Annotated in this window: 13 protein-coding genes; 5 read left to right on the forward strand and 8 right to left on the reverse strand. The window is 65.7% G+C overall.

From position 1 onward, the window contains the following. The first annotated feature begins 59 nt into the window (after window positions 1-59). Window positions 60-671, forward strand: a complete 612-nt coding sequence (locus J2X06_RS09970) for a glutathione S-transferase N-terminal domain-containing protein (RefSeq protein ID WP_310061747.1) — start codon at window positions 60-62, stop codon at window positions 669-671. Window positions 672-900: 229 nt separating this feature from the next. Here the strand turns inward: J2X06_RS09970 and J2X06_RS09975 are convergent, their stop codons facing one another. The 3 genes from J2X06_RS09975 to prpB all read right to left on the reverse strand — a co-directional run bounded on the left by J2X06_RS09975 (window position 901) and on the right by prpB (window position 3,922). After that, complete coding sequence (locus J2X06_RS09975; RefSeq protein WP_310061750.1) at window positions 901-1,452, reverse strand: hypothetical protein; 552 nt, start codon at window positions 1,450-1,452, stop codon at window positions 901-903. Between the two features lie 199 nt (window positions 1,453-1,651). Beyond that, the gene (gene prpC / locus J2X06_RS09980) at window positions 1,652-2,803 is read right to left on the reverse strand and encodes a bifunctional 2-methylcitrate synthase/citrate synthase (protein ID WP_310061752.1); all 1,152 of its coding nucleotides are present in this window, start codon (window positions 2,801-2,803) and stop codon (window positions 1,652-1,654) included. 237 nt (window positions 2,804-3,040) lie between these two features. Next, on the reverse strand, window positions 3,041-3,922 hold the full coding sequence (gene prpB, locus J2X06_RS09985) for a methylisocitrate lyase (RefSeq protein ID WP_310061755.1): 882 nt from the start codon (window positions 3,920-3,922) through the stop codon (window positions 3,041-3,043). 60 nt (window positions 3,923-3,982) lie between these two features. On the opposite strand from prpB, the gene J2X06_RS09990 reads away from it, so the two are divergent. Then, window positions 3,983-5,227, forward strand: a complete 1,245-nt coding sequence (locus tag J2X06_RS09990) for a citrate synthase family protein (RefSeq protein ID WP_310061758.1) — start codon at window positions 3,983-3,985, stop codon at window positions 5,225-5,227. Window positions 5,228-5,233: 6 nt separating this feature from the next. Here J2X06_RS09990 and prpE read toward each other — a convergent pair whose 3' ends face one another. From prpE to J2X06_RS10010, 4 genes are all read right to left on the reverse strand, one after another. Further along, window positions 5,234-7,132, reverse strand: a complete 1,899-nt coding sequence (prpE, locus tag J2X06_RS09995; RefSeq protein WP_310061760.1) for a propionate--CoA ligase — start codon at window positions 7,130-7,132, stop codon at window positions 5,234-5,236. A gap of 176 nt (window positions 7,133-7,308) precedes the next feature. Continuing rightward, the gene (locus J2X06_RS10000) at window positions 7,309-8,295 is read right to left on the reverse strand and encodes a malate dehydrogenase (RefSeq protein WP_310061763.1); all 987 of its coding nucleotides are present in this window, start codon (window positions 8,293-8,295) and stop codon (window positions 7,309-7,311) included. Window positions 8,296-8,358: 63 nt separating this feature from the next. Continuing rightward, on the reverse strand, window positions 8,359-9,564 hold the full coding sequence (locus J2X06_RS10005) for a pyridoxal phosphate-dependent aminotransferase (RefSeq protein ID WP_310061765.1): 1,206 nt from the start codon (window positions 9,562-9,564) through the stop codon (window positions 8,359-8,361). Between the two features lie 279 nt (window positions 9,565-9,843). Continuing rightward, window positions 9,844-10,341 carry a peptidylprolyl isomerase gene (locus J2X06_RS10010; RefSeq protein ID WP_310061768.1) on the reverse strand — a complete coding sequence of 166 codons (498 nt, stop codon included), beginning with the start codon at window positions 10,339-10,341 and terminating at the stop codon, window positions 9,844-9,846. 202 nt (window positions 10,342-10,543) lie between these two features. Here J2X06_RS10010 and typA point away from each other — a divergent pair, with 202 nt between their 5' ends. The 3 genes from typA to J2X06_RS10025 are packed head-to-tail and all read left to right on the forward strand — an operon-like array spanning window position 10,544 to window position 14,534. Then, on the forward strand, window positions 10,544-12,373 hold the full coding sequence (gene typA, locus J2X06_RS10015) for a translational GTPase TypA (RefSeq protein WP_310061771.1): 1,830 nt from the start codon (window positions 10,544-10,546) through the stop codon (window positions 12,371-12,373). A 35-nt stretch (window positions 12,374-12,408) separates the two neighbouring features. Further along, the gene (locus tag J2X06_RS10020) at window positions 12,409-12,888 is read left to right on the forward strand and encodes a DUF2127 domain-containing protein (RefSeq protein WP_310061773.1); all 480 of its coding nucleotides are present in this window, start codon (window positions 12,409-12,411) and stop codon (window positions 12,886-12,888) included. Window positions 12,889-12,929: 41 nt separating this feature from the next. Beyond that, window positions 12,930-14,534: an amidase gene (locus tag J2X06_RS10025; protein WP_310061775.1), complete on the forward strand. Its 1,605-nt coding sequence runs from the start codon at window positions 12,930-12,932 to the stop codon at window positions 14,532-14,534. A 63-nt stretch (window positions 14,535-14,597) separates the two neighbouring features. Here the strand turns inward: J2X06_RS10025 and J2X06_RS10030 are convergent, their stop codons facing one another. Further along, on the reverse strand, window positions 14,598-15,986 hold the full coding sequence (locus J2X06_RS10030; RefSeq protein WP_310061777.1) for a class II 3-deoxy-7-phosphoheptulonate synthase: 1,389 nt from the start codon (window positions 15,984-15,986) through the stop codon (window positions 14,598-14,600). Between the last annotated feature and the right edge of the window lie 45 nt (window positions 15,987-16,031).

Consider the following 16,031-nt stretch of genomic DNA (forward strand, 5'->3'; position numbering starts at 1 on the left):
AGGATCGGCCCGCGGGTGGGCGATAGTCGCCCGCCTGCCGCATCATCACGGAGACCCGCATGAAGCTCTACACCAAGCCCGGCGCCTGCTCGACCGCCGACCACATCGCGCTGCAGTGGACAGGACAGCCCTTCGAAGTCGAGGTGCTCGACAAGGACACGATGAAGGCACCGGCGTACCTGGCGATCAATCCTTCCGGCGCTGTGCCGGCAGTCGTCGACGGCGACTTCGTGCTGACCCAGAACGCGGCGATCATGGGCTACATCGCCGACACCTATCCCGAGGCCGGCCTGACCGGCGACGGCAGCGTGCGGCAACGCGCCGAAGCGATGCGCTGGTTGTCCTTCGTCAACTCCGACCTGCATCCGGCGTTCAAGCCCATGTTCGGCCCCGCGGCCTTCATACCCGATCCGGATCAGCAAACGGTCCTGAAGGCCGGCTCGCTCAAGCGCCTGCGCAGCCTGTTCGAGATCGCGGACAAACAGTTGGCCGGCAGGCAATGGCTGGCCGGCTTCCGCAGCGTCGCCGACCCGTATCTCTACATCACCCTGCGCTGGGCGCACGCCTTCAAGGTCGACCTCAGCGGCCTGGACAACCTGGCTGCCTTCCAGCAGCGCATGGAAGCCGACCGCGGCGTGCAGGCGGCGCTGAAGGCCGAAGGGCTGGCCTGAGCTAGGGCGGGCCTCGGCCCGCCGGCCGGGCTCGCACTGACGGGGCCAGGCCTACGCATGAGCAGGCCCCGAAGGGTCCGTCATCCCCGCGAAGGCATGGATCTACCTCTCCGGAAAGGCAGGCATCGCCCTGAGTGGATGCTCGGCTGCCACGAGGTAAAGCGGGGCCCACTTCGCGGGAATGACGCATCACCGGCAGCCGGGATCAGGGAGCCTGTAGCACCCCCTGCTACGCCTGAGCAACCTCACGCAGGCGGCGTTCGACATCACTGGCGAAGCCCTGATCGCGGACATGGCCCAGTGCCGAGCTGAGCTCCGGCAACAACGCCAACAACTCGGCAACTTCAGTGCAGTCGTCGATCTTCAATTGCAGGAAGTAGCCGCGCATGCCCAGGTGTTCACGCACCGTCTGCGACATCCTCGAAGACAGCAGCGCGTAAGCGTCCGCGAACCTGCGTTCATTGGCATGGGCCGGCTCTGCGGCGTCATTGGCCGCCGCCGGCACGGGTATCGGCGACACCGATGCCGAAGACATCGGAATGGTCGCCGCCGCTGCGGCAGCCAGGCTCATGGGCACCGAGATCAGGCCCATCGCGCGCAATTGCTCCAGTGCATCCTCCGCCCCGCGCAGGCCCGCGGTCGCGCCGCGCAGTTCGCGCACGCTGCGCTGGCCATCGACCATCAACAGGATCGACCGCAGCCCCATCGGCAACTTGCGTGTGCGGTTCTGGATTTCATCCCGCCCGGCATCGGTCTTGCTGGGCACTTCGTTCTCGCGCATGGCTTCCCCCCGGAACCATTGGCACAAAGGCCGGACGACTATGCCACGCCGCCGGTTTTTTTTCAGGTCACCGGTCCGTCTTTCGACGAAAAGACCGTGCGGGCAAGGCCGCCTCCCCCGTCCGGCGATCCAACTCCCGCCATCACCAAAAAAAGCCGCGCCAAAAGGCGCGGCTTTCCCATGAAGGCGGGGCCGCCGATCAGCGCTTGTCGATCTCGACGTACTCGCGGTCTTCCGGCCCGATGTAGTTGGCACTCGGGCGGATGATCTTGCCGTCCTCGCGCTGCTCGATGACGTGCGCGCTCCAGCCGGTGGTGCGGGCGATGACGAACAGCGGCGTGAACATCGGGGTCGGGATGCCCATCATGTGATAGGCCGATGCGCTGTACCAATCGAGGTTCGGGAACATCTTCTTGGTGTCCATCATCAGGTTCTCGATGCGCTCGGATACGTCGAACAGCATCTGGTTGCCGCCGTCCTTGCACAGCTTGCGCGAGATTTCCTTGATGATCGGATTGCGCGGATCGCCAATGGTGTACACCGGATGGCCGAAGCCGATGACGATTTCCTTGCGTTCCATGCGTGCGCGGATATCGGCTTCCGCCTCATCCGCCGTGCCATAGCGGCTGATGATGTCCATCGCCACTTCGTTGGCGCCGCCATGCTTGGGCCCACGCAGGGCGCCGATCGCGCCGGTGATGCACGAATGCAGGTCCGAACCGGTGCCGGCGATCACGCGCGCGGTGAACGTGGAGGCGTTGAATTCGTGCTCGGCGTACAGGACGAGCGAGCGATCCAGCGACTGCGCGTGCAGGTGGCTCGGATGCTCGCCGTGCAGCAGGTGCAGGAAGTGCGCGGCGACCGAATCGTCATCGGTTTCCACGTCGATGCGACGGCCGTTGCGGGTGAAGTGCCACCAGTACAGCAGCATCGAGCCGAAGCTGGCGATCAGCTTGTCGGCAATGTCGCGTGCTTCCGAGGCCGGGTGGCCTTCACGCTCCGGCAACACCGTGCCCAGCACCGAGCAGCCAGTACGCAGCACATCCATCGGATGCGCGTTGGCCGGCACCAGTTCCAGTGCTTCCTGGACGATCGCCGGCAGGCCGCGCAGGCGCTTGAGCTTGGCCTTGTAGGCCTTCAGCTGCGACACGGTCGGCAACACGCCGTGGACCAACAGGTGCGCGACTTCCTCGAAGGTCGACTTCGTCGCCAGATCTTGAATGTCGTAGCCGCGGTAATGCAGGTCGTTGCCGCTGCGACCGACGGTGCACAGCGCGGTGTTGCCGGCCGCCGTACCACTGAGTGCAACGGATTTCTTGGCCTTGGGCAGGACCTGGGCGGTGTCAGTCATTTGAATGTTCTCCTCGGAGTTGGCCGCGTCGGGAATTCTTTGTCCGGTCCCGCCGGGGCGCGTCGTTTTCAGATGCAGGGATTAGCCTGGTTGCGACTGGCATGTCGCAGACGACCGTGGCGGGCCAGTATCGCGCTCGCCGCGGTCGTAGGGCGGACGGACGGGCCGGTGGAGCAGGGACAGGTGGACTCCAGTATCGCGAGGTCCTGTACGCTCCATCGGCCGACCATCTTCATTTTATTTCTCACGCGCAAACAGCGCGTCGAGCTTGTCTTCATAGGCGTGATAGCCAAGGAAGTCGTACAACTCGGCTCGGGTCTGCAACGTGGCGATGGTGCTCTTCTGTGTGCCTTCGCGGCGCACGGTCTCGTAGAAATTCAGCGCCGCCTTGTTCATGGCGCGGTAGGCGCCACAGCAGTAAAGCGCGATGTCGACGCCGGCCGAACGCAGTTCGTCGGTGGTGAAAAACGGCGTCGAGCCGAACTCGGTCAGGTTCGCCAGGATCGGCACCTTCACCGCGGCCTTGAAGCGGCGGTAGTCGTCGAGCGTGTTCATCGCTTCGGGGAAGATCATGTCGGCGCCGGCCTCGACGTACGCACAGGCGCGCTCGATCGCCGAATCAATGCCTTCCACCGCGGCGGCGTCGGTGCGCGCCATGATCACGAAGCTGCTGTCGGTGCGCGCGTCCACAGCGGCCTTGACGCGATCGACCATCTCGTTGGTCGGCACCACTTCCTTGCCCGGACGGTGGCCGCAGCGCTTCTGCCCCACCTGGTCTTCCATGTGCACGGCGGCGACGCCGACGTTGATGAAGGAACGAATGGTGCGGCCGATGTTGAACGCGCCACCCCAGCCGGTGTCGATGTCGACCAGCAGCGGCATCTGCGTTGCATCGACGATACGCCGGGCATCGGTCAGCACGTCTTCCATCGTGCTGATGCCCAGGTCCGGCACGCCCAGCGAGTTGGCGGCGACGCCGCCGCCGGACAGGTACAGCGCCTTGTAGCCGGTGCGCTTGGCCATCAGGCCGGCGTACGCGGTGATGGCGCCCATCACCTGCAGTGGGGTTTCTTCAGAAAGGGCGGCGCGGAAACGTGCGCCAGCGGAGGCTGAACTCATGGGTGGGGCTCCTGACTACTGCGGCCGCCAATCTGGCACCATCGCACGGGTTGATCAATCTTGATCATCTCGATCAACCAGTTCTCGACCGGCATGCCCGACTTCCTCTCCGCCCGCGACACCTGCCACCTGCTGGGCATCAGCCGGGCCACGCTGTACGCGTACGTCAGCCGTGGCCTGCTCGAATCCCGTCCCGGCCCTGACCATCGCAGCAGGCTCTACCTGCGACAGGACGTCGAACGCCTGGCGCAGCGCAAACAGGCCGGTCGCGGTGAGGCGCGGGGCGCGGCGCAAAGCCTGGACCGCGGCCTGCCCGTGCTGGAGACGCGGATCTCGTTGATCCGTCCGGATGGCCCGTATTACCGGGGCCGCTCGGCCATCGAAGAAGTGCGGGCCGGCGCCAGTCTGGAGGACATCGCCCGCCTGCTGTGGGATTGCGGTGAGGATGATCCGTTCACGATGCCGCTGTCGGCCTGGCCCGACCCGGTTGCGGCCATCGCGGGCAACGCCGACCTGCCTCCGCTGGAGCGCACGATGGCGGCGATTCCGCTGCTTGCCCTGCAGGAACGCCATTCCTTCAACTCCGCGCCGCAGGTGCGGCACCGCGTGGCCGGGACGCTGCTGCGCCAGAACGCGGCACTGCTCGTGGCGCAGCCTCCCTCGCCGTGGCCAGTGCATCGTTTGTTGGCGCACACCTGGCGTCCGGGCGACGAAGCCTTCGAGGATCTCGTGCGCGCGGCGCTGGTGCTTTGCGCCGACCACGAACTCAACGTCTCGGCCTTCGCCGCGCGCGTGGTGGCTTCGACGGGTGCGCACCTGCACGCCACGGTCTGCAGCGGCCTGGCCGCGCTGTCGGGACCGCGCCATGGCGGAGCGACGGCGCGCGCCTACGCGCTCATTGCCGAAACCCTGCAGGCGGCCTCGCCGCGCGACTCGATCGCCGCTCGCTGGCAGCGCGGCGACGACCTCCCGGGCTTCCGCCACGCGCTCTATCCGCACGGCGATCCGCGTGCAGCAGAACTACTCGAACGCCTGCGCACGCATGCACCCGACGCCGCGACGCTGCGCGCCCTCGACGCGATCGTCGAGACGACGGAGGAGATCAGCGGCCAGCGACCGAACATCGACTTCATGCTCGCGGCCATTTGCCATGCACACCGGCTGCCTGCAACGCCGGCGCTGGTGATGTTCGCGGCGGGCCGTCTCGCAGGATGGCTGGCGCATGCGCTGGAACAGCAGGCGCAAGGTGGACTGATCCGGCCGCGCGCCCGCTACGCCGGCGCGCCGCCCGCGACGCAGGAATAGCGCCGCTCAGGCGCCTGTATCGGGCCCGCGCTCCAGCGCGCGGCGCACCTCGTCAAGCGCACCGGGATCGTCGAGCGTGGACAGGTCGCCCGGATCGCGACTCTCCGCCAGAGCCTGCAGCGAGCGTCGCAGCAGTTTTCCCGAGCGTGTCTTGGGCAATGCATTGACGACATAGACTCGCGCCGGCCGCGCCACCGCACCCAACTGCTCGACCACTTGCTGGCGCATGTGCGCCGCCGCCTGCGCCGGAGTCTCGTCGTGCCCGGCCTGCTTGAGCGTGGCGAACACGACCGGCACCTGTCCCTTCAGTTCGTCGTGCACGCCGATCACCGCCGCTTCGGCCACGCTGGGGCAGGTGGCGCAGGACTCCTCGATCTCGCGCGTGCCCAGGCGATGACCGGCGACGTTGATCACGTCGTCGGTGCGGCCGAGGATGAAGGTGTAGCCGTCCTCGTCGCGGATCGCCCAGTCCAGCGAGCTGTACACGAGCGGTTTGAAATGACTGAAGTAGCTCGACAGGAAGCGTGCGTCGTCGTTCCAGATCGTGGTCAGGCAGCCGGGCGGAAGTGGCGGCTCGATCACCAGCACACCCTTCTTTCCCGGCGCCACGTCTTCACCGGTGCCATCGTCGATGACGCGCAGCTTGTAGCCGGGTGTCGGCAAACCCGGCGAACCGAACTTCACCGGCTTCATGTCCAACCCCGGCATCAGCGCCAGCACCGGCCAGCCGGTTTCGGTCTGCCAGTAGTTGTCGATGACGGTCTTGCCGATGCCGTCGGTGATCCAGTGCGCGGTGGGTTCGTCGAGCGGCTCGCCGGCAAGGAACAGCCATTGCAGCTTCGACAGGTCGTGCTTCTTCAGCCACGACGCGTCCTGTTTCTTCAGCACGCGGATGCCGGTCGGCGAGGAGAACATCGTGCGCACGCCGTAGCGCTCGCAGATGCTCCACCAGATGCCGGGGTCCGGACTCGTCGGCAGCCCCTCGTAAAGCACCGAGGTCGCACCGGCGATCAATGGTCCGTACACGTTGTACGAATGACCCACGGCCCAGCCGACATCGGAGGTCGAGAACATCACCTGCCCCGCGCGCACGTCGTATATCGACCACATCGATAGCGCCAGCGCGACCGCGTAGCCGCCGACGTCACGCTGGACGCCCTTGGGCTTGCCGGTGGTGCCCGAGGTGTAGAGCAGATAGCTTGGCTCGTTGGATTCCAACCACTGCACATCGACAAGCTCGCCTTCGTGTTGCGAGCGCATCGTGGCGAAGTCGACATCGCGCCCTTCGATGAGCGTGCACTGCGGATCGAGGCCGCGACTGACGACCAGCACATGGGGAGGCGGCGACTGCGCTTCGTCGCAGGCGGCATCGACCAGTGGCTTGTACGCAATCACCTTGCCTCCGCGCATGCCGGCATCGGCGCAGATCAGCAGTTTCGGTTTGGCGTCGTCGATGCGCAGTGCCAGGTTGTGCGAGGCGAAGCCTCCGAACACCACCGAGTGCACCGCGCCGAGGCGCGCGCAGGCCAGCATCGCGAACACGGCTTCGGCCATGTTGGGCATGTAGATCACGACACGGTCACCGCGATCGACGCCCATTGATTTCAACACGGCGGCGAACGTGTTTACCTCGCGATGAAGTTCGCGATAGGAGATCTCGCGGGTCGTATCTGTCTCGGTGGATACCACGACGAGTGCGATCTGATCGCCACGTTCGTCCAGATGCCGGTCGACCGCGTTGTAGCAGAGGTTGGTTTCGCCACCGCAAAACCACTTGCGGAACGGCGGATTGGAATAGTCGAGGATGCGCGCGGGCGCCTTGTGCCAATGGATCGCCTTCGCCTGCTCAGCCCAGAAGGCCTCGGGTTCGTCGATCGAGCGACGGTAGAAATCCTCGTAACACATGACGTCCCCTCAGCATCAGTTTGTGTTGAGGCTAGACCTGTGAAGGGAAGGAAGCGTTACGAGCTTGATCGAAGCAGGCTTCTTCCCCCTTTTGAAAAAGGAAGATCGAGGGGATTTGCCAAAAAAAAACGGGGCGGCCAAGGCCGCCCCGTTTCCATTCGCATCAAAGCGATGAATCAGCCCAGCAGATGCGCCACACCCGCGCGCTCTTCCTCGAGCTCGGCCAGGGTCTTGTCCATGGCCGCACGGCTGAAGTCGTCGACCGCCAGGCCTTCGATGCGGGTGTACTCGCCGTTGGCGCAGGTCACCGGCACGCCGTACATCACGCCTTCCGGGATACCGTAGCTGCCGTCCGACGGCACGCCCATCGTCACCCACTTGCCGTTGGTGCCCAGCACCCAGTCGTGGATGTGGTCGATGGCGGCATTGGCGGCCGAAGCGGCCGAGGACAGGCCGCGGGCCTCGATGATCGCCGCGCCGCGCTTGCCGACCTGCGGGATGAAGGTGTTGGCGTTCCAGTCGGCGTCGTTGATCTTGTCCTTCAGCGACTGGCCGTCGACGGTGGCGAAACGGTAGTCCGGGTACATGGTCGGGCTGTGGTTGCCCCACACGATCAGCTTGTCGATGTCGCCCACGGCGACGCCGGCCTTGTTGGCCAGCTGCGACAGCGCGCGGTTGTGGTCCAGGCGCAGCATCGCGGTGAAGTTCTTGGCCGGCAGGTCCGGCGCCGACTTCATGGCGATGTAGGCATTGGTGTTGGCCGGGTTGCCGACCACCAGCACCTTCACGTTGCGCGAGGCAACCTTGTTCAGCGCGGCGCCCTGGGCGGTGAAGATCTTGGCGTTTTCCAGCAGCAGGTCCTTGCGCTCCATGCCCGGGCCGCGCGGACGCGCGCCGACCAGCAGGGCGATGTCGGCGTCCTTGAACGCGACCTCGGCGTCATCGGTGCCAACCATGCCGGCCAGCAGCGGGAACGCGCAGTCTTCCAGTTCCATCATCACGCCCTTGAGCGCGGCCTGGGCCTTCTCCATCGGCAATTCGAGCATCTGCAGGATGACGGGCTGGTCCTTGCCGAGCATTTCGCCGGAAGCGATGCGGAACAGCAGCGAGTAGCCGATCTGGCCGGCAGCACCGGTGACGGCAACGCGGACGGGGGTCTTCATGGGGTAACTCCTGGATGAAAAAGCGGGGCGTCATGCGCCCCGCGTTGGTTCTGTTGAAATGGATCAGGACAGCTCGGCGAAGAATTCCTGGAAGCGCTGCAGGCCCGGAGCGAGCTGCGGCGTCGGGCAGGTGTAGCTGATGCGCAGGCTGCGCGGCTCGCCGAAGGCCGAACCCGGCACGCAGGCAACGCCCTTGGATTCCAGCAACGCGTTGCAGAAGTCCACGTCGTTGGCGATCTTCGTGCCGGTCGGTCCGTGGGTCTTGCCGAAAGCGACGCTGATGTCCGGGAACACGTAGAACGCGCCCTGCGGACGCGGGCAGATCAGGCCCGGGATCGAGTTCATCACCGCCATCACCTGGTCGCGCTTGGCCTGGAACTCCGCGCACTTCTGCACCGGCACGTCCTGCGGACCGCACAGCGCGGCAACCGCCGCGGCGTTGACGATCTCCGGGATGTTGGTGATGTGGTTGGAGTTCATCGTCGCGATCGCCTGCGCGACCGATTCCGGACCGGCCATGAAACCCACGCGCCAACCCGGCATGCCGTAGGTCTTGGACAGCGAGTCGATGAAGATCACCCGGTTACGCAGTTCCGGACGGGCATGCACGAAATTGTGGTAACCCAGGCCGTCGAACACCATGCGGTTGTAGATGTCGTCGGTGATGACCCACGTGTCGGGATACTTCACCAGCACGTCGGCCAGCGCGCTGACCTCTTCCTTCGAATAGACCATGCCGGTCGGATTCGACGGATTGTTGAACAGGAACACCTTCGGCTTCTTCGCCAGCGCGATGTCGAGCTGCGCCGGCGTGAGCTTGTAGTCCTGCGACGCCGGGCACGGCAGCAGGTCGATCTTGGCGTTGACGATCTCGGCGATGTCGAGATAGCTGGTCCAGTACGGCGTCGGGAAAACGATGGTGTCGCCTTCGTCCAGCAGCGCCTCGGCCAGGTTGTAGATGACGTGCTTGGCGCCGATGCCGGTAGCGACGTTGACGCGGCCGTAGCCGGTCAGGCCGATCTTGGCCATGTGCTCGATGAAGGCGTCGAGCAGTGCATCGGCGCCGCGATTGCTGCCGTACTGGCCGCTGTCTTTCGCCAGCGCATCGCGCGCGGCGGCGTAGACGTGCTCGCCGGGCAGGAAGTTGGGAACACCGATCGAGAAACTGATGATGTCGTGGCCTTCGGCCTTGAGCCGCTTGGCCTTCTCGGCAACCTGCATGATCGCGCTGGGCTTGGCGCGACCGATGCGCCGGGCAAGCTGGGGCATCGCGGAACCTCGTGAGGAGTCGATGTGGGGTGACTGCTCCGGCGCGAAAAAAGCAGCGCGTCGAGCCTCGAAATGTTAGCACGGCCGCCCGCAATGGCCGGGCGGGCGAAAACGAAACGCCCGCCCCGGCAAGGCCGGAGCGGGCGTCGAACGCAGGGCATTCCCTACCCCCAAGCCCCTTTAGTAAAGGGGCCGCGTGGGAGCGCGGGTTTTGGAAGCCTACATGCGCGGACCCCGAAGGTTGCTGCGCAAACTGTTGGGGTGACCGGCACCGCCGGATTACCGCGCGTCGAGCGTCTTGTTCCACTCGGCGACGCGGTCTGCCTTGGCGGCCAGCACGGCGGCGGTGTCGCCCTCGATCTTCACCGACTTGATGGTGTCGCCCTGCTTGACGCTGTCGACGATCTCCAGGCCGGAGATCACCTTGCCAAACACCGTGTGCTTGCCGTCCAGCCACGGGCACGGCACGTGGGTGATGAAGAACTGGCTGCCGTTGGTGCCCGGGCCGGCATTGGCCATCGACAGGACGCCGCGCTCGTGGGACAGGCCGGTGCGGGTCTCGTCCTCGAAGCGGTAGCCCGGACCGCCGGTGCCGGTACCCAGCGGGCAGCCGCCCTGGACCATGAAATCGTTGATGACGCGGTGGAAGTTCAGGCCGTCATAGAAGCCGCGCTGGGCCAGGTTGACGAAGTTGGCGACGGTCAGCGGCGCTTTGTCGGCGGCGAGTTCGACGCGGATCGGGCCGCGGTCGGTGTCGAAAGTGGCGATCAGGCTCATTTAATCGTCTCCTGGACGTATTCATGGGGAGGATGTCCGTCTGGCCGAGCGTCCAGAGGTCGGCAAGCTATCTGGTGGCGGGACGGGCGAACCACAAGGTTACTCCACCCGTTCAGACTGGACGGAGCATTGCGGGCGTCTGGGCAGGTATAATGTTCGGCTTCCTCTTAACATATGCGCGTCGTTCGGGCGCCCTCTCCGCATGTCCATTGAACGCCTCCGCAATATCGCCATCGTCGCCCACGTCGACCACGGCAAGACCACTCTCGTCGACTGCTTGCTCAAGCAATCCGGCACGCTCTCCGAGCGCACCGTGCTGGCCGAGCGCGCGATGGACAGCAACGACCAGGAAAAGGAACGTGGCATCACGATCCTGGCCAAGAACACGGCCATTACCTGGCAGGGCAACCGCATCAACATCGTCGACACCCCAGGCCACGCCGACTTCGGCGGCGAGGTCGAGCGCGTGCTGTCGATGGTCGACTCGGTGCTGATCCTGGTCGACGCGATGGACGGTCCGATGCCGCAGACCCGCTTCGTGACCCAGAAGGCGTTCGCGATGGGCTTCAAGCCGATCGTGGTCGTCAACAAGATCGACCGTCCGGGCGCCCGTCCGGACTGGGTCATCGACCAGGTGTTCGACCTGTTCGACAAGCTCGGCGCGACCAATGAGCAGCTCGACTTCCCGATCGTCTACGCCTCGGCGCTGCACGGCTATGCCAGCCTGGACGACGCCGCGCGTTCAGGCGACATGACCCCGCTCTACGAAGCGATCATGAAGCATGTCCCGCCGCCGGAAGTCGACCTCGACGGCCCGTTCCAGATGCGCATCAGCCAGCTGGATTACAGCAACTTCGTCGGCCTGATCGGCATCGGCCGCATCCAGCGCGGCAAGGTTCGCCGCAACATGCCGGTCAGCGTGATCGACCGTGAAGGCAAGAAGCGCCAGGGCAAGGTGCTGCAGGTGCTCGGCTTCATGGGCCTTGAGCGACTGGAGACCGAGGAAGCCGAGGCCGGCGATATCGTCGCCATCTCCGGCGTCGCGGACCTGTCCATCTCCGACACCGTCTGCGCACTGGATGCGCCGGAAGCCCTGCCCGCGCTGACCGTGGACGAGCCGACCATCAGCATGACCTTCCAGGTGAACAACTCGCCGTTCGCCGGCCACAAAGAGCTCAGCGGTGGCAAGTTCCTCACCAGCCGCCAGCTGCGCGAGCGCCTGGAGCGCGAAACGCTGCACAACGTGGCGCTGAAGGTCGAGGAAGGCTCCGATCCGGACAAGTTCCTGGTCTCGGGTCGTGGCGAACTGCACCTGTCGGTGCTGATCGAGAACATGCGTCGCGAAGGCTTCGAACTGGCCGTGTCGCGTCCGGAAGTCATCATCAAGCAAATCGACGGCCAGCTGATGGAACCAGTCGAGCAGCTGGTGGTCGACATCGAGGAACAGCATCAGGGCGGCGTCATGGAGAAGCTTGGCACCCGCAAGGGCCAGCTGAAGAACATGGAGTCCGACGGCAAGGGACGCGTGCGTCTGGATTACATGATTCCGGCCCGTGGCCTGATCGGATTCCAGAACGAGTTCCGCACCCTCACCCAGGGTTCGGGCCTGCTGTTCCATGTGTTCGACCATTACGGTCCGAAGGAAACCGGCACGATCGCCAAGCGCATCAACGGCGTGATGATCGCCAATGCCGCCGGCACCACCCCGGCCTACTCGCTCGGACCGCTGGAAGAGCGCGGCCGCCTGTTCGCCGCCGAAGGCGACCAGGTGTACGAAGGCCAGCTGGTCGGCATCCACTCCAAGGACAACGACCTGACGGTCAATGCCATCAAGCCCAAGCCGCTGACCAACATGCGCGCCTCGGGCAAGGACGACGCCATCAAACTGACGCCGGCGATCAAGTACTCGCTGGAACAGGCACTGGACTTCATCGAGGACGACGAGCTGGTCGAAGTCACCCCGAAGGAAATCCGTCTGCGCAAGAAGTTCCTGACGGAAAGCGATCGCAAGCGCGCATCTCGCGCTGCTTGAGCCATCGCACCTGCGACAGTGGGCGTCGTATCGCCATGACCGACGCCCACCATCACCCGCATTACAACCCCGACCCGCATGCCCACCCGGGCCTGCATGTGATCGCGGTGTTCGAGGCGGCCAAGGGCCTGTTGGCGCTGATGGCCGCGAGCGGGCTGGAAATCCTCGGCCCGGCGCCACTGCAGCGCTGGCTGCATGAGCTGATCAACCGCTTTCAACTCGATCCCGGCCACGGCGCGATCGCCTGGCTGACCCAGGCGATCAATCCCGATGGCGTGCATACGGCCGCCGCCGTCGTGCTCGCCTACGGCCTGCTGCGCATGTTGGAGGCGTGGGGCCTGTGGCGGGTCAAGGCCTGGGCCTCGTGGCTGGGCTGCATCAGCGCGGCGATCTACCTGCCGCTGGACGTCTATGCCCTTTTTCACCATCCGGGCTGGCTTTCGTCGATTGTCCTGGTCGTCAATTTGATCGTCGTCGCAGTGTTGGCACGCGACCTGGCAAACCGCCGCTACTGATCGCTTATGCTCCGGGCGGCCATCCGCGACCGGGGAATCGCATGCGCTCCTTACTCTTCGTGGCGACGCTGCTCGCCCTGCTACCGGCGTGCCAGCGCGACGCCGACGCCACGGCGTCCAACGCTTCGTCGGCGACCACCGATTTCGCCTATTCCGAAATCGGCATCGCCGAGCTGCAGGCCCGCATGAAGCAGGGCGCGCTGAGCAGCCACGCCTTGACGCAGGCCTACCTGGATCGCATCGCCGCCATCGACGACGCCGGCCCCAGACTCAATGCCGTGATCGAGTTGAACCCGGACGCGATCAAGGAGGCCGATGCGCGCGACGCCGAGCGGCAGGCCGGCCGCGTGCGCGGTCCGATGCACGGCATTCCGGTGTTGGTCAAAGACAATATCGACGCCACGCCGATGGTGAACTCCGCAGGGTCGCTGGCGCTGGCGAATCATCGCCCCAAGCAGGACGCCTTCGTGATCCAGCGCCTGCGTGATGCCGGCGCGGTGATCCTGGGCAAGACCAACCTGAGCGAATGGGCCAATTTCCGCTCGCTCCATTCCGTGTCGGGCTGGAGCGGACGCGGTGGCCTGACCCGCAATCCCTACGTGCTCGATCGCAGCGCCTGCGGCTCGAGCTCGGGCTCCGGCAGCGCGATCGCCGCCAGTCTGGCCGCCGCCGGCATCGGCACCGAAACCAACGGCAGCATCATCTGCCCCTCGTCGGTCACCGGTCTGGTCGGACTGAAGCCGACGGTCGGACTGGTCAGCCGCAACGGCATCATCCCGATCTCCAGCAGCCAGGACACCGCAGGCCCGATGACACGCAGCGTCGCCGACGCGGCCGTCCTGCTGGCGGCGATGGTCGGACGCGACGAGAACGACCGGGTGACCGCCAACAGCGTGGGACGCGCGGTGTTTGACTACCCGCTGCATCTGAACGCCAATGGCCTGCGCGGCGCGCGCATCGGCGTGCTGCGCGGGAAGATGGGCAGCGACCCGGCCGTCGACGCGACGATGGAGCGTGCCATCGCCACCATGCGGCGCGCGGGAGCGGTGGTCGTGGATGCGCAGATCCCGACAGAGGGCCAATGGGATGCCGGCGAACTGGACGTCCTGACCTGGGAGTTCCGGTCCGGCCTGGAGCACTACCTGACCACGCGCGGCGCCCCGATGGGCTCGCTGGCGCAGATCATGGACTTCAACCGGCGCCATGCCGGCGACGAGATGTCGTACTTCGGCCAGGACCTGTTCGACCAGGCGGCCGCCAAGGGCCCGCTGAACGACCCGCTTTACATCGAGACGCGCAGCACCATCCGCAAGCTGGCCGGCGAGCAAGGCATCGATGCCGCGCTCCAGGCACAACAGCTGGACGCGCTGATCGCACCGGCGACGGCGGCGGCATGGAAGGCCGACATGACCAACGGCGACCCGCGTGTGCCCTCGGGCTACGGCGCCGCGGCGGTGGCGGGATACCCAAGCCTGACCGTTCCCATGGGCGAGAAGCAGGGATTGCCGCTGGGCATCGTCTTCATGGGCACCGCCTGGAGCGAGCCGCGCCTGATCGAACTGGGCTTTGCCTTCGAGCAGCTCAGCAAGGCACGCAAGCCGCCTCAGTTCCTGGCGACCGCGGCAGTAGGTTCAAAAAAGCGCTGAGGCAACTGACGGCCCGACCTTGCAGGCGATGACCTCGCGACCTCGCCTGCAGGCTCGCCTCGATCAGGCCGGCGTCGCGATCTGCGCCTGCTTGCGCACGATGAGCATCGCGATCTCCAGCGCCTGCTCGTAGTTCAGGCGCGGATCGACCGTCGACTTGTACGCGCGCTCCAGATCGCTCTCGGTGAGTTCACGCGCGCCGCCCAGGCACTCGGTGACATCCTCGCCGGTGAGCTCCAGATGCACGCCGCCCAGTCGCGTACCCGCGGCGGCATGCAGCTCGAATGCCTGCTCCAGCTCGCTGCGGATGTTGCGGAACCGCCGGGTCTTGAAGCCGTTGCTGGTGCTCTCGGTGTTGCCGTGCATCGGATCGCAAACCCACAGCACGCGCCGGCCATCGCGACGCATGGCGTCGAGCAGCGGCGGCAGTTTCTCGGCGATGCCGCTGGCACCCATGCGGTGGATGAAGGTCAGGCGCCCGGGCTCGTCCTCGGGGTTGAGCAGCTCGATCGTGCGCAGCAACTGGTCGGGCGTCACCGACGGCCCGACCTTCAACGCGATCGGATTGCGGATGCCACGGAAGTATTCGGCGTGGGCGCCATCCACGGCAGCGGTACGCATGCCGATCCACGGGTAGTGCGTGCTGAGGTTGAACCAGCCCCAGTGGCGCGGCACCTGCCGCGTCAGCGATTCCTCGTATGGCAGCAGCAGCGCTTCGTGCGAGGTGTAGAACTCGACGCGGTTGAGGTTGTGGACTTCCGAGCCCGACAGCGTCTCCATGAAGCGCACGGCATCGCCGATGGCATTGACCATGCGGCTGTATTCGTCGGCCAGCGGCGAATGACCGACCCAGCTCAGGTTCCAGTATTCGGGGTGGTGCAGGTCGGCGAAGCCGCCGTCGATCAGCGCACGGACGAAGTTCATCGTCATCGCCGAACGCGCGTGCGCCTTGATCATGCGGCGCGGGTCCGGTGCGCGCGCGGCCTCGCTGAACTCCGGTGCGTTGACCATGTCGCCGCGGTAGCTTGGCAGTGTCATCTCGCCGATCGTTTCGGTGTCGGTCGAGCGCGGCTTGGCGTACTGGCCGGCAAAGCGGCCGACACGCACCACAGGCTTGCGCATGCCATGCACCAGCACCAGGCTCATCTGCAACAGCACCTTGAGCCGGTTGGAGATCACCTCCGAGCTGCACGCGTCGAAGCTCTCGGCGCAATCGCCGCCCTGCAGCAGGAAGCGCTTGCCTTCCTGTGCCTCAGCCAACTGCTGCTTGAGCGACAGGATCTCCCACGAGGTCACCAGCGGTGGCAGCGAGCGCAATTCGATCAGCGCCGTGGACAGTGCCTGGGCATCCGGATAGGTCGGCAACTGCATCGCAGGAAAGCTGCGCCAGGACTGGGGAGACCAGTCTTTGGGCAGGTTCACGGCACGAAGGTTGCGATCGGATGTGGGCATGACACGGACGATGCTGCAGTGCGGCGAATGATCATGGGCGCTCGC

The organism is Lysobacter niastensis (assembly GCF_031457115.1).
GTDB lineage: Bacteria > Pseudomonadota > Gammaproteobacteria > Xanthomonadales > Xanthomonadaceae > Lysobacter_J > Lysobacter_J niastensis_A.

Excerpts from the sequence above, each read along its gene's own strand:
- J2X06_RS09970 (WP_310061747.1), top strand. The coding sequence starts at position 60 with ATGAAGCTCTACACCAAGCCCGGCGCCTGCTCGACCGCCGACCACATC.
- J2X06_RS09975 (WP_310061750.1), bottom strand. The coding sequence starts at position 1,452 with ATGCGCGAGAACGAAGTGCCCAGCAAGACCGATGCCGGGCGGGATGAA.
- prpC (WP_310061752.1), bottom strand. The coding sequence starts at position 2,803 with ATGACTGACACCGCCCAGGTCCTGCCCAAGGCCAAGAAATCCGTTGCA.
- prpB (WP_310061755.1), bottom strand. The coding sequence starts at position 3,922 with ATGAGTTCAGCCTCCGCTGGCGCACGTTTCCGCGCCGCCCTTTCTGAA.
- prpE (WP_310061760.1), bottom strand. The coding sequence starts at position 7,132 with ATGTGTTACGAGGATTTCTACCGTCGCTCGATCGACGAACCCGAGGCC.
- J2X06_RS10000 (WP_310061763.1), bottom strand. The coding sequence starts at position 8,295 with ATGAAGACCCCCGTCCGCGTTGCCGTCACCGGTGCTGCCGGCCAGATC.
- J2X06_RS10005 (WP_310061765.1), bottom strand. The coding sequence starts at position 9,564 with ATGCCCCAGCTTGCCCGGCGCATCGGTCGCGCCAAGCCCAGCGCGATC.
- J2X06_RS10010 (WP_310061768.1), bottom strand. The coding sequence starts at position 10,341 with ATGAGCCTGATCGCCACTTTCGACACCGACCGCGGCCCGATCCGCGTC.
- typA (WP_310061771.1), top strand. The coding sequence starts at position 10,544 with ATGTCCATTGAACGCCTCCGCAATATCGCCATCGTCGCCCACGTCGAC.
- J2X06_RS10020 (WP_310061773.1), top strand. The coding sequence starts at position 12,409 with ATGACCGACGCCCACCATCACCCGCATTACAACCCCGACCCGCATGCC.
- J2X06_RS10025 (WP_310061775.1), top strand. The coding sequence starts at position 12,930 with ATGCGCTCCTTACTCTTCGTGGCGACGCTGCTCGCCCTGCTACCGGCG.
- J2X06_RS10030 (WP_310061777.1), bottom strand. The coding sequence starts at position 15,986 with ATGCCCACATCCGATCGCAACCTTCGTGCCGTGAACCTGCCCAAAGAC.